The organism is Anabaena sp. UHCC 0399 (genome assembly GCF_034931465.1).
In the GTDB taxonomy this organism is placed as follows: Bacteria; Cyanobacteriota; Cyanobacteriia; order Cyanobacteriales; family Nostocaceae; genus Trichormus; species Trichormus minutissimus.
Genome location: NZ_JAYGGZ010000091.1, coordinates 1 through 12,998, shown reverse-complemented (window position 1 = coordinate 12,998; position 12,998 = coordinate 1). Strand labels below are relative to the sequence as shown.

Sequence of the window (12,998 nt, the reverse complement as noted above, 5' to 3'; positions counted from 1 at the left end):
CCTAAAGTCCTTACTACGAACCTGCTGATTAAAATCGATAGGGTTCAGATCAGCTTTGGAGAATAAGTTTGAGTGGCACTTCTACCCAATCTGGGCGATGATTTAGTTCAGAACTTAGTGCCTCGATCGCTTTCTCTAAAAGATAGGCAAAAAGTAGCACTTGCAGTTATTCTGTTGTTGGCGTTGCATAACAGTGGGATGAATTGAGGTAAGCAGGGTAGGTAGAGGGAGCAATTTGATCAAGTTATTACCATCCCTCGATTCAGCAACGCCGATTTATGAAACAGTCCACTACAACTACTCCTCACTTGGTCTTAAGAAATTGGTAAGCCAATTTTTTGGGCTGCGTCCTTTGCCATATCCCAGATATGTTGATTAGTCATGCCATCTTGAACTAACCAATTACCACTGATGCCTGTATAGTCTTCCATTGCCTCGAATACGTTGCCATGGGTCTGGGGGGCTGGTTTGTAATCTTGAAAGTGGTCTTTATCTACTTGCGTTGCCATCATGCGCTCAAAGACATCGGGGGCTAAGGTTTTCTGTAAAAGTGCTAAGTAGACGGCTTGACCAACGACGATTTCTCTTTGTGGTCTTTCGACTAATCCGGCGATCGCTTCAGCAACTTCTCTGGCAGAATATACAGGTGTCATGGCTTTGGTTTGGCGACCTGTGTAATTGGCTGCGTGTTGGAATATGGGTGTATCAATAGAACCAGGTAATACGGTGCAGACATGAATATCGGGTGCATGATCTAGATACAATTCCATCCGTAGGGAATCGGAGAGTCCGCGAATTGCATACTTGCTGATGGTGTAGGGTATTGTGTATGGTTGACCGGTTACGCCGACAACTGAAGAAACATTAATCAAGTTACCGTTACCTTGTTCTCTAAAGTAGGGTAGGGCAGCACGCGCACCGTGAATGTAACCAAATAAATTAGTCTCAATTACTCGCCGAAAGGTTTCCATCGGTGCATTTTCAAACCGCGCAAATAAACTGACGGCGGCATTATTCACCCACACATCCAACCGCCCAAAGGATTCAATGGCGCGGCGTGCTAGTGCTTGCACATCTGATTCAAATGTAACATCTGTTCGCACTGCCACAGCTCTTGCACCTAGCTGTTCGCACTCTTGAGCAACTTCCCGTAAAGCACCTTCACGCCTTGCAGCTAAGAGTAATGTTGCCCGTTGTTTAGCGAACTCCAACGCTGTAGCTCGTCCGATGCCGCTTGATGCACCTGTAATGACAATGACTGAACTGTGTATAGGTCGTGGCATATTCTTTTCTCCTTCAGCAAATTTTCACTCTATTTGATGATTGCTATTTTTTAAGCTGGATTTTTCACCTAGGTTGCTATTATTTCTATTTTCCGAATAGTAAGTTTTAATTTTTAATTATTTATCTCTTTTTTATTACTGTCTTTAGATAGAAGTTCATTAAATATTTGTGATTGAGGCTAAGATACAAATTCTCATCAGTAAATACTAGGCCATAACAATATTTTGATTTAAATTTTCTAGCGACGCTTAAACAAGCCAAATAGAGGAGCAAGAATTACCCCAAAGACAAAGCCTCCTGCGTGCGCCCAATAAGCGATTCCCCCACCTTCCATGCCAATATTAGAGCGAGCCTGTAAACTGGCGATACTATAAAAAGCTTGTTGGATAAACCAAAACCCCAGAAAGAAAAAGGCGGGAATTCGGATAGTAGTCCAGATAAATCCCAAGGGAATTAAAGTCAGAACTTGCGCTCTTGGGAAACGAAGAATATATGCACCTAAAACTCCAGCTATAGCACCACTAGCACCCAAAGAAGGAATCGTCGAATTTTGTGAAAAAAACCTTTGTAATTGTTGCGGTGTCAGGTTTAGTTGATAAAGGAAAACCAGAATATTTGTGATAATTAACCCGTAGGTAACATACGGGTTAATTGTTGTCGGGTTGTTATCTCGGAGAGGAACCACAGTAGTTGTTTCTGATAATTGTGACTTGAAAATACTTAGAAATTGTAGCCAACACCTAATAAAATTCCGACATCAGTTCGATCAATAAAACTCACGTTCACCCCACCTGTTGCTGTTATTTGTGGAGTTACAGGTACATCTACACCACCAGAAATTAATGCCCCTAAAGTGCTATCTCTACCTGTAGAAACTGCAATGCCACCGCCAATATAAGGTGCTACATTCAGTTGAGTAAATTCCAAATTTTCTGTGGGAAAATCTACAGTAATTGGCACAAGAACAACTGTGTTATCCCCAACTAAAGCCGCAGGACGTGCAGATAAATTTCGTGTCAGTCCGATTTTACTAATTACAGCAAATGAACTTTCGCCTACCCGTGTATCGCCACTCAAGCCAATATTACCAGCCACACCAATATAGCTAGAACCCGAACGTGTGGCTCTACCAGGCTCAAAAGTTTGTGCTACCTTCTCAGGCTCAGATTGACGGATTGAGGAAGGTTGTGTTGAATCTATCATCAAGTCAGATGCAGAAGTGTGAGCATTCGCAGGTGTTTCATTTACTGATGCTGGCTGATTTGTCAGAGTATTAGCAGAAGTGGAGTTTGTATTTTCAGCACTAGCTGGCAAGATATTACCAATAATAGTCACAGTAGCCAGAGTTAGCAGAGTAAAATTACCCTGGAAAAAAGTTGTATTCATAAATATTCCTTCCTTTTCATCCTGTTATTTTTAATTTTTGACAACAAATGTGATTAGAAAGTGACAAATATTCAATGTCCACTATTATTTTTTCTAAAAAACATATTTAAAACTTATAAATTCGAGCTTGAAAATTAGTCTATTTCTCTACATTGTGAATGTGTCATTCTTTGGGTATAAAATATTTAATAATTAACTTCAACCTTTTGATAGTTGATAATTTTAGATTTGTTCACCTGTCACCTATCACCTTTGACTACTTAAGGGGTAAAAAAATTTGAAAAGTAGACCCCTGATCAACTAAACTTTTGACACTAATATGACCAGTATGTGCAGAAACAATTTGTTGGACAATAGATAACCCTAAACCATATCCACCGGTTTTACGCGTGCGCTTTTTATCCACCCGATAAAACCGCTCGAAGATATGCGGCAAATCAGCTTTGGGGATACCAATACCATCGTCCATGACTTCAATCACAGCCCAATATGACTGGATAAAAAGCCGCAAGTGAACATGACCACCAGCCGGAGTGTATTTGCAGGCATTATCGAGCAAATTCACTACTGCTTGACGCAGCAAGTCAGCATCACCCAGTACAGTCACACTGGTAGTTGGTAAAGTGTAAGTTAGATTGAGATGTTGTGCAGCCTCTTGTGTTGCATATTCATCTGCTATCTGTAGAAGCTCAGTCTTTAAGTCAACGTCTTGTAAATATTCAGGAGATAATTGACCAGCATGACGCGCCAGAAATAGCAGATTGTTCACCAGAGTATTCATTGACTTGGTGACATCAACAATCTTCCCGAATATCTGACGTTGCGCCTCAATATTGTTAGATTTAGACAATAAGCCATATTGAGCATTGCTCGTAATTGCCGAAAGAGGCGATCGCAATTCATGGGAAGCATCAGAGGTGAAACGTTGTAGCTGGTCATAACTGTCTCGAATTGGCCGCATTGCTAGACCTCCCAAACACCACCCAGCTAAACCGATTACCCCTAAAGTTGCTGGTACTATCAACAGCAAAACCAGCCGTAACTGAGCCAGGTCATCTTGCGTTGGTGCTAGCGGCGTTGCCACTTGGAGATAACCGATGAACAAACTATCCTGGTATACGGGAAGCGTTAATTGACGAAGCCAGATCACAGGGAGTATTTCTTTTGACGAGTAAAACCTAGTCTTGAGAGTCTTAAATCCTGGAGTTGCTGTAACCTGTGGCTCTGGAATAGTACCGAAAAATTGCACTAGTTGCCCTCTAGTATCATACCAACGGGCATATACGAGTTCAGTACCCAATGGTGGTACTTTATTTCCTAAAAGCGGCACGTTTTCTAGGTCGAGCTGTTGATTACCCAGATCGTACTTCACGTTTACCGCCATAACCCTGGATTTTTTGTAAAGTAAGCGATCGAGATTCTCCAGATTGTTTAATACCGTTTGGTAGTAAAGTAACCCTGAAAAAGCTACCAAAATACTACCCATCGTTAGGGTAAACCACAAGGCTAGATTGCTACGACTACGGTAAAACATGAGACTAGTAACGCTACATGAAAGTCAATCAATTTTGGATTTTGCGGAAAGTTCTGTAGGCGGGTTTCCCACCGTAGGAAACTTTTCAAGACGGATTTGCAATTTTGGATTGACCCCGACTACAAGGGTGCGGGGCTTGGGGATTTTAGATTGACCATTTTGTGCGGTATTAGTTGTCTAATAAAAATCAAAGCGGATTAATATATATGTTTTTGCCTTACTTGTTAGAAAAATTACATTCTTTAAAGATTGAATATTTGCTACCTCTACCACTGATTCTAATAGCTTTTGGACTTGGTGGTGAATCATTAACAAACATACTATTAAGTCGTTCTTACCATACACTAGATAAGCTCCAAGCTGATACACAAACATTAAGAATACGACTAGCAGCTAATGTGGTACTAACCGAAATTAAAATTGAAAAAGAGCAGAGTTTCACCGAATTTAAATTTATGGTAGCAAACTCTGTACTTAAAAAATTAACATTCAAGATTCCAGTCACAGAATTAAGTAAAGTAAAAGCTACTCTTGCTGAAGAGTTAGGACTGTCTGGAGAAATAGCCAGTCTGCAACCTAATACACAAATGCAACTTCGTTCTACTTTTCAAGTGCTAGGAATTCTGGCTGAGATTGAAAAAGAACGGGGCTTTACAAAAGTTGAGGTTAATATTACTAACTCTATACTAAAAAAGTTAGAATTTGAATTTCCAGTTACAGAATTAAGCAATGTAAAAGCTATGATAGTTCAAGAACTGGGGCTTTCTCGTGAAAATGTCAGGATATTAGTCAGCTATCGGGTAAAAAATTAGCCCAATATAAGCCCATTATAATTAATTACGAATTGCGTAAAGCCTGCGGCATAGCTGGGCGGAGCATTGTGACGAATTAATTCTCTGGTGTTTTGAGACTGTAACCCATACCATAGATTGTTTTAATCCAATCAGCCGCACCAACTAACTGCAAGCGATGACGTAACTTGCGTACTAGTACAGTTAATGCGTTACTTTCTGGCTCTGAACCCCATTGCCACAAACCTTCTTCAATCTGTTCACGGGTTAATATTTGATTACGGTGACGTATTAAGTATTCTAGCAATTGAGCTTCGCGCGGTGATAATTCCACACTTTTCTGATTGCGTTCAACAGTCAAGTAATTTAGGTGCAGTTGTAAATCTGCAACACTAAGAATATCTCCTACCCAGTGGGGAGAACGCCTCCCTAAGGCGCGTACCCGCGCCAAGAGTTCCACTAAATCAGCCGGTTTGACAATATAATCATCTGCTCCCGCATCTAAGGCTGTAACTTTGTCTGGCGTGGTATCCTTGGCTGTGAGCATCAGCACGGGTGTAGTTTTGCCTAGAAGCCGATACTGATGACAAAGACTTAATCCGCTAATTGTGGGCAACATCCAGTCCAAAATCAACAAATCGTACTCTTTTTTCGACAATAGCCACTGTGCAGTTTCTCCATCTTCAACTCCATCTACAATGTATCCGGCTTCCGACAGTACACCCTGCAATGGTTCTAATTGTTCTGAGTCGTCTTCTACCAGTAAGATTCGCATACAAATTTTTGCCAATCAACGTCAATAAAATTACTAGCCTCATTACTTATGGTATGAAAACTTAACCTATTTCCTCTCTTCCATCAGTAATATTCTCATGCAGATGGTGGATGATCTAGGTTTTTCTGTCGGTTTTAGCTAAAGATAAAAAAAAGTGCTGAGTTAAATAGGACTTACGCACAAATTACGGAATAACGTTCGCGTAGCGCATACCACAGAGACGCAGAGAACACAGAGAAATAAGGGTTTGAGAGAGTTTTTGCGTAAGTCCTGTTAAAAATGCTGTTAGCAGAGTGGCGCGTCAGCCCGTACTTTATACTTTACTCAGCACGCTGCTCAACGCCCTGCTAACACAACTCAGCACCCAATACGGTTCGGATAAGATAATTTGCCAAAATAATAATGCCGGTAGAGACGTTGCACTGCAATGTCTCTACCGACTCACACAGGTTTAATAAGGAATAAGTCTTCCATTACCTTGTTCTGGAATCACAGCATAAGCATCAATCTCAAACAACATACCGTCAAGTGCAAGCCTAGGTACGGGAATAAGAGTGTTTGCTGGTGGATTATTACCCCACAAATTCCCAATTTCACGTCCTAACGGGATCAATTTATCTTGAGTGTGATCTACTATGAGAACAGTAGTTTTTAGGACATCATTTGGTCTTGCACCAACGGATGCTAAGGCGAAGCGAAGGTTCTCAAAAGCCTTAACTAACTGCTCTTCAAAGTCATTAGACACAAGATTTCCTTGCAAATCCGAACCAAATTGACCGGAAATATAGACGGTTCTCGTCCTGGGCGGCGTAATAGCTACATGACTATAGCCATTTTGAGGGGCATTATATAATGTTGGTGGGTTAACTAATTGCACATCTTTTTTATCTTTAGCAAGCACTTCCTTTTGCGTTCCTATCACAAAAGTCGTACCTAACCCGCTACCCCCAAGCAACAAAAGTGCGTTTCGGCGCGATATTTTTGTTACTAATGAATTTACAGCACTGGTAATACGTTGAGTCATTCAACATCCTTAAATATGAGTTGTATCTTTTTGCTCATACTTGGTTCTATTATGTATCTATTTGGGGTAAAAAAGCACTACTTAATAGACTAATTACGGTATAATTACGTAAAATTATCGATTCAAAATACTAAATTAACAATTCAAAAATTACATGATGAAATTGTGTAAATTTCCCAGAATGATGTAGGCACAATTCATGTAGCCGTAGGGGATTGTGCCTACTAAGGATTTCGGGCAACGCATAATTAAATTCGGTCGATGTTTAATACGTCTCAAGCTGACCAAACTTCTCGGAAGTCTGCGTACAGTGTCAATCCACCATCAATACATAATGTTTGTCCAGTAATGTATGCGGCTTCATCAGAAGCTAAAAAAGCTACGGCTGCGGCCATTTCTTGTGAAGTTCCCGCCCGACCCATTGGGATGTGACTTTCTACAACAGCTTTCTTTTCTGGGTCGTTAACCCAATCTTCATTTATGGGAGTGATGGTTGCGCCTGGTGCGATCGCATTTACTCGAATACCTCGGTTTGCATACTCCAACGCCAGAGTTTTGGTCATGTTTTCCATCCCGCCTTTGCTAATGGAGTAGCTGACATACATCGGGCGGGGAATAATTTCGTGAACGCTAGAAATATTAATGATGTTTCCCGGCTGATTTCGGGAGAGGAAGTGTTTGATTGTTTCACGGGTGCATAGGTAAGCACCCCGTAAATTGACCGCTATTACCCGATCAAAGTCTGCGGTCTTGACTTCGTGGGATGGACATTCAGTCTGGATTCCGGCATTGTTGACTAGAATATCAAGACTGCCCAACTTATCAACCACGGTATTAACCATTTCCACGATGTCTGATTCTTGAGAGACATCACCTTGTATCAGTAGAGACTTAACACCACAATTTTCCACATCTCCACAGGCTTTTTGCATTGCCATTTCTTCGGTATTTTCCGCAGCTTCGGGACTTTTGCGGTAATTAATGGCAATATTACAGCCTTCTTGAGCAAGACGAATGGCGATCGCTTGTCCGATACCCGAACTTGCACCTGTAATCAAAGCATTTTTACCTTTTAATCCTTTCATCGTATTTCCCTGTATGTGTCAGTTTTCTATTAGACATCTCCATAAATGAAATATGCGTTATCCAAAAAATTTAGAGACGTAGCATTGCTACGTCTCTAAATTTTTTGTCGGAGATGTCTATTGAGTCATTGGCGGTAGAAGCACTTGGTCAATTATATGGATGACACCATTGCTGGCTTTAATATCAGGCTGTGTGACACGAGCATCATTGACTCTCACTTGGTCTTGATCGACTTGAATATTTAGTGGGTTATTAGCAAGACTTTTCACCTCTTGTGACCGAAGTTGATTAGCAGTAAGATTGCCTGGAACAACGTGATAAGTTAAAACCTGTGTGAGAAGTTCACGGTTTTCTGGTTTTAATAGTCGCGCTCTTGTCTCCTCTGGAACTGCGGCAAAGGCCTGGTCTGAAGGTGCAAATAAGGTGTAAGGGCCAGCATCATTTAACTTATCTCTTAAATTTGCTTGATCAATCAGACTGGACAGTGTTTTCAATGAAGGATTAGCTTTGACAACATCTGGAATGCTTTCATTCACCGTTGCATCAGGGGTGACAGGCTCAGGCGTGACATCAGCAACAGGTGGTGCAGTAGCAATAGGAGTAGGCGGTACTTGAGCAGTATCGTTGGGCGTACAAGCAGCAAAAACTGGCAGTAACAGAATACTTGCGGCAAAGTTCGCAAACTTTTTCATACTTGCAGCACAAGTTTTAGTCTTGATATGCTTCACCATGATTCTTTAGAGAGCCAACTGTTTGTTTAATTGCCCTTTTATGTTGGGCAGGAAATGTGAATAGAATGTGACGGTCACTTAGCGGCAATTAAAAATCAAAAATCAAAAATAATTTTCAGCAGAGAGCGGATTATTGGCGAGATTGATAATAGATACATCAGTTAATTGAGGTAGCCATTTAAGACTTTGGGATGGTTTTCTGAATTAGATGGTGCTGCAATAACTCGTGTAGCGTTAAATCCCACAGTAAAAGCAAATATAGTTCCAAGGAAGAGTGTAGTTTTTATGTGGCTTTGTGTTATTAATAGTAAAAAAGATTGTGGGTGATTACGGAGGGCAATCGCTCTCAGATATCCTTGATAGTTCTGTAGGGCGATCGCTCGTCAAATTATTTCTAATATTTGATAATTAATTTATTGGTTGTTAATTTCTTGTTGTTGGCTGAACCAAGTTTCTAAATCTGCAACTGTGGCAAAATCTAGTAATGCTTCTCCCAGTGCTTCTAGCTGCTCAATAGATAATCTTTGTACTTGTTCAATTAAAGATATATCTATATTTCCCAGTCGTCGATTTAATAACCGCAAAATTAGCTGTTGTTCTCCTTGCTGCACACCTTGTTGTAAGCCTTCTTGTCTAGCTCGTTCTCTGTCTTCTTGATACAGTGGTGCTAATCTCATCACTAACTCCCGATCTTCTGTTTCTGTGTTCTGATTGATTCTCAAATTTTGTTGCAGACTATAAAGTAATTCTAGCGTGGCTCGACCAAAGGGGTGATTGGTTGGTAGTGCGACTAATTCATCAATTGCTTGTTGCTGAACTCTACCACGCCCTAATATTCTCAGCCATAGTGTTTCTTGGGTAGATGGTAACTGATGAATGACAACTATGGCTGTGCGGAAATATGTTGCTAAAAAGTATACTCCATCTCCCCAGTTTGATTTTAGTTGCCCACCATACCCTGAGATGATATTTTTGGACGCGGTGGGTGTGAGTATCCACAGTTGGGGAATTTCTGCTGTTGGTATTTTGGTTTGATTGCGCTTTGCTTCTCGCTGCATTGCGCTTTTTATTTCTGATAGTTTGGAGATACAATCGCTAATTTCGTCTATGGATGCGGGGTTGCGGAAGGGTTCAAATATGGCTGGTGTTGTCGCCATTTTTCCCAATAGGCCTAATGTTTCTAGATTAGCTGTTGGTGTGGGAGTTGGTGTGAATAATACGTCTATTTCTTTGACTTCTGCTGCTACTCGACTTGGTGCTTGGACTGTTCCGAATGGTTTTAGTAGTTCTTCTAAGTAGTCTTTGGAGAATTGGTCATGGATGAATCTTGTCATTCATTTAACTTGGGCAATGGGAATTGATGGTATTTTACCAAAGCGTAGGCTTTGCCCGTCGTAGACATCGCCCTCCAAATCAATAGATAACGGAGGGCGATCGCTTAGTTTTTTGATGTGAAGTAACTAATGAGATTTTATTAAGTGAATAAAAAATTAGCTCCGAATAAATTAACATTTACATCACTACTAATAAAGCCAGATGTACCTGATATGGTGGCTAATAATTGACCTGTACCAAAGCCTGTATTACCAGCAAGACCATCACCGATTCTTAGTTGTGTACTTGTTCCTGATTTGACTACATCAATTTTAGCAATGTCTGTGAATTGTAATTGATCACCACCGACACCACGCACAAACTGATAAATGGTATCCGTTCCATCACCAAAAGTATATTTAACGATATCTGCTGCATTATCGTTTAAGCTTTTCATACATAGTTGTTGAAAGTAAACCTTGGAATCAAGCATATAATAGTAATAATATAGGGGCTATACTTGAGTGTATACGTATCTGCTTCTTCTTGACATTAGAAGTATATGTAATTTGTTCCGAGTTTAGTGAAGAAACAATTCAATTGATTCAAGAAAAAAAACTATATTTAAGACGTAGAGTAATATATTTTGTAGGATTTATATTTTTTCTAATGTTGCTATTCCATCACTTTTGGTATGGACCACATCAACTTTTAGGAGATAATCAAGTAACTACCAAAGAATATTTCAATCAGTACCTACTACCTTATATATGTTATTTTCCTTACGCTTTAATTAACTTTATTGTTATAGGTGTTCCTCTATCTGGCTTAAGTATACACGTAGTTATAGAAGATTGTAATCAGCTCAGTATCAGAATACGGAAATATAAAAACTACCTAACTCAAATAACAAATAAAATAAAACAAACTTCAAATATACTTAATGTAACTACTCAAAATGAAATTATTGAACAATTAAAACAAATATATTGGGATTTTTCTGGAAAAATCAAACGCCCTCTCAATTTACTATTAGGCATTTTAATTTTAATTTATTTTGATGCAACCTTCAGTAGAAGTACATTGTCAAATAGTGCATATCTCTGGACGCAATTATTTTGTATATTCGGGTTTATGACACCTACAATTGTGTTAATTTTGTGGGGATTATTAGCATATCAAAAAAACTTGGAGGACACGATTGGTGTTTTATTAAATTTTAATTTTGTTTTTAATGAAATTGGAAATCAATATAGCACTTTCAATTTATTAAAGAAAATTTTAATGACAAATATTTTATTTTTGACAGTTTGTATAATCTGTTTTCTGCATACTATATACATCATATTTAAATTTTAGTTCTAAATCACTTTAAATTATGATTAAAATTTGTAAAAGAAAAATTACACAATCTGAAGCAGAGTTACTGATTAGAGAAATCAAGCTAACGCCTAATATTATAGGTTATTCCTTAACAGAGTGGATGGATGCAGAACATATAATAGTAGCTGAGAATGAGGACGGTAAAATGCTAGGAGTCTGTTTGAATTATGATTTTCATGAACATTGGTCTAAAATAGCAGCCTTATTTGTATTTGAGGAATTTCGAGGTAAAGGTATTGGCAAGTTATTATTTTATGAAGCATACAAGGATGCTGAGATAAGACACAAGAATGTATATACGATAAGTGCTAATAGAATGGTTATCAAAATGATGGAAGATTTAAATTTTTTATTATTTCATAGCTTATTAGATTTGCCAACAATAGTTAGTCAATATAGGTTTAATTTCTACTGGCACTCTCTTGGATGGGTAGTAAATTTTTACAGGATTAAAGAAATAATTAGAAAATCAATAGTTTACACTGAACATATCAATTTTGTTTACGGCATTCATCTTTTTAAGGTATAAAAATTAAAATGAGTGCGGCTTTTTTAGGAAAATAAAATTAATTTATCCACAGTAAAGCGTTGTTCTAGCTACTGTCTATTATTAGAATCTTGTTGTTACCTATAAATAATTTGATGAATTTGGTGTGCTTCTGCTAATATTTTTTCTACTCCAGAAGAAGTAATACCTTTGACGTAGTTAATTTTAATTTCTTCTAGCATATCTATCAGTAAAAATTGCAATTCCTGAATGTTATGCTTTTTCTGCAACTCCAGCTCTAACGCATCACGAAAATTTGTCATGAGACGAGAGGTGAGTTCTGCTGCAACTGGGTCTGACATAGCCTTGATCAGATTTTTATAAGCTGAATGAGATAAATCACGAGCTAGATTTTCTGTTAGTTGATGCGGTAAGTGATTTAGACCAGGTATCTTTTGTATTTTTTGGTAAATTGGAGATTCTTGGAAGGTGCTAGCAATACTGTGATGTAGCAAGGCTTCTAAGTCAGGCTGGACTTGAGGTAAAACATCATAGATACTGACGTTGACTAAACGAGTAGCTATAGCTTTGGCTTCGTTCCTTTCATTAACTTGAATGTAAGGCTTACGGGTTTCAGGATGAAATAACCAGCGTGCTAAGTCACCCTGACGAATGGTATCTTGCATCTGGTCAATTAATTGAATACCTACCATCTCAGTGATTTCCTGTGCAAAGCTCACTGCAAAATCATGATTAAGTTGCGATCGCAAAGGCTCAAGATTAAGTAAATCGGCCTGATAAAGACGAATGGTGACGGGAATTACTCGTAACCAACGCCAAAAGGGTAGCAGCAAAAATACATCGTACCATCGCCGTAGTATTGCTTCTAACCAGCTTAAGGAGCGATCGCGGCGACTAATATAAAAAGTACGGGCGAAAAAGTCTAAAGCAAAAATAATTACAAACGGTAAATCAATCCACCAAAACCGATTGATAAAGTTGCCAAATCTGCCAATTTCACGATAATAATTCCTTTGAATTAAAGGTCTAATTTGAGAATTAAAAAAGTTGATTTCCGATTGCCAACCCCGCTCAGATAAATAAGCTGGACTCCAAAATATAGTAAATGCTTCTCTCGCAAATTGTTCATTAGTACGTAAGCGCATTTCATGTTTAATTTTGCCTAAAGTAGCACTTTGATTC

At 38.9% G+C, this 12,998-nt stretch carries 16 protein-coding genes; 5 read left to right on the top strand and 11 right to left on the bottom strand.

The annotated features are described in order from the left end of the window. The first annotated feature begins 72 nt into the window (after positions 1-72). A complete protein-coding gene (locus VB693_RS28215) occupies positions 73-207 on the top strand; it encodes a hypothetical protein (RefSeq protein WP_323269153.1) in 135 nt (44 codons plus the stop codon). 107 nt (positions 208-314) lie between these two features. Here VB693_RS28215 and VB693_RS28210 read toward each other — a convergent pair whose 3' ends face one another. The 4 genes from VB693_RS28210 to VB693_RS28195 all read right to left on the bottom strand — a co-directional run bounded on the left by VB693_RS28210 (position 315) and on the right by VB693_RS28195 (position 4,204). Further along, positions 315-1,283: an SDR family oxidoreductase gene (locus VB693_RS28210; RefSeq protein ID WP_323269152.1), complete on the bottom strand. Its 969-nt coding sequence runs from the start codon at positions 1,281-1,283 to the stop codon at positions 315-317. A 239-nt stretch (positions 1,284-1,522) separates the two neighbouring features. After that, complete coding sequence (locus VB693_RS28205; RefSeq protein WP_323269151.1) at positions 1,523-1,969, bottom strand: rhomboid family intramembrane serine protease; 447 nt, start codon at positions 1,967-1,969, stop codon at positions 1,523-1,525. Between the two features lie 35 nt (positions 1,970-2,004). Next, positions 2,005-2,670 (bottom strand): hypothetical protein, encoded by a 666-nt coding sequence (locus VB693_RS28200; protein ID WP_323269150.1) that lies wholly within the window; start codon positions 2,668-2,670, stop codon positions 2,005-2,007. A gap of 256 nt (positions 2,671-2,926) precedes the next feature. Further along, on the bottom strand, positions 2,927-4,204 hold the full coding sequence (locus VB693_RS28195; RefSeq protein WP_323269149.1) for a HAMP domain-containing sensor histidine kinase: 1,278 nt from the start codon (positions 4,202-4,204) through the stop codon (positions 2,927-2,929). A gap of 173 nt (positions 4,205-4,377) precedes the next feature. On the opposite strand from VB693_RS28195, the gene VB693_RS28190 reads away from it, so the two are divergent. After that, complete coding sequence (locus tag VB693_RS28190; protein ID WP_323269148.1) at positions 4,378-5,016, top strand: hypothetical protein; 639 nt, start codon at positions 4,378-4,380, stop codon at positions 5,014-5,016. Between the two features lie 76 nt (positions 5,017-5,092). On the opposite strand, the gene VB693_RS28185 is transcribed toward VB693_RS28190, so the two are convergent. Next, positions 5,093-5,770 carry a response regulator transcription factor gene (locus VB693_RS28185; RefSeq protein WP_323269147.1) on the bottom strand — a complete coding sequence of 226 codons (678 nt, stop codon included), beginning with the start codon at positions 5,768-5,770 and terminating at the stop codon, positions 5,093-5,095. A gap of 293 nt (positions 5,771-6,063) precedes the next feature. On the opposite strand from VB693_RS28185, the gene VB693_RS28180 reads away from it, so the two are divergent. Beyond that, positions 6,064-6,225 (top strand): hypothetical protein, encoded by a 162-nt coding sequence (locus tag VB693_RS28180; RefSeq protein ID WP_323269146.1) that lies wholly within the window; start codon positions 6,064-6,066, stop codon positions 6,223-6,225. On the opposite strand, the gene VB693_RS28175 is transcribed toward VB693_RS28180, so the two are convergent. From VB693_RS28175 to VB693_RS28155, 5 genes are all read right to left on the bottom strand, one after another. Continuing rightward, a complete protein-coding gene (locus tag VB693_RS28175; protein WP_323269145.1) occupies positions 6,222-6,794 on the bottom strand; it encodes a RidA family protein in 573 nt (190 codons plus the stop codon). The two genes, VB693_RS28180 and VB693_RS28175, sit on opposite strands and share 4 nt — an antisense overlap. A 275-nt stretch (positions 6,795-7,069) precedes the next feature. Then, positions 7,070-7,879, bottom strand: a complete 810-nt coding sequence (locus VB693_RS28170; RefSeq protein ID WP_323269144.1) for an SDR family oxidoreductase — start codon at positions 7,877-7,879, stop codon at positions 7,070-7,072. 117 nt (positions 7,880-7,996) lie between these two features. After that, on the bottom strand, positions 7,997-8,572 hold the full coding sequence (locus VB693_RS28165; protein ID WP_242039304.1) for a fasciclin domain-containing protein: 576 nt from the start codon (positions 8,570-8,572) through the stop codon (positions 7,997-7,999). Between the two features lie 452 nt (positions 8,573-9,024). Further along, a complete protein-coding gene (locus VB693_RS28160; RefSeq protein ID WP_323269143.1) occupies positions 9,025-9,945 on the bottom strand; it encodes a DUF4351 domain-containing protein in 921 nt (306 codons plus the stop codon). 140 nt (positions 9,946-10,085) lie between these two features. Then, positions 10,086-10,382: a hypothetical protein gene (locus VB693_RS28155; RefSeq protein ID WP_323269142.1), complete on the bottom strand. Its 297-nt coding sequence runs from the start codon at positions 10,380-10,382 to the stop codon at positions 10,086-10,088. 143 nt (positions 10,383-10,525) lie between these two features. On the opposite strand from VB693_RS28155, the gene VB693_RS28150 reads away from it, so the two are divergent. Both VB693_RS28150 and VB693_RS28145 read left to right on the top strand, forming a co-directional pair. After that, complete coding sequence (locus VB693_RS28150) at positions 10,526-11,284, top strand: hypothetical protein (RefSeq protein WP_323269141.1); 759 nt, start codon at positions 10,526-10,528, stop codon at positions 11,282-11,284. A gap of 19 nt (positions 11,285-11,303) precedes the next feature. After that, on the top strand, positions 11,304-11,837 hold the full coding sequence (locus tag VB693_RS28145; protein ID WP_323269140.1) for a GNAT family N-acetyltransferase: 534 nt from the start codon (positions 11,304-11,306) through the stop codon (positions 11,835-11,837). A 95-nt stretch (positions 11,838-11,932) separates the two neighbouring features. On the opposite strand, the gene VB693_RS28140 is transcribed toward VB693_RS28145, so the two are convergent. Next, the coding region (locus VB693_RS28140; protein ID WP_323269139.1) for a hypothetical protein at positions 11,933-12,998 on the bottom strand (1,066 nt) is incomplete at its 5' end.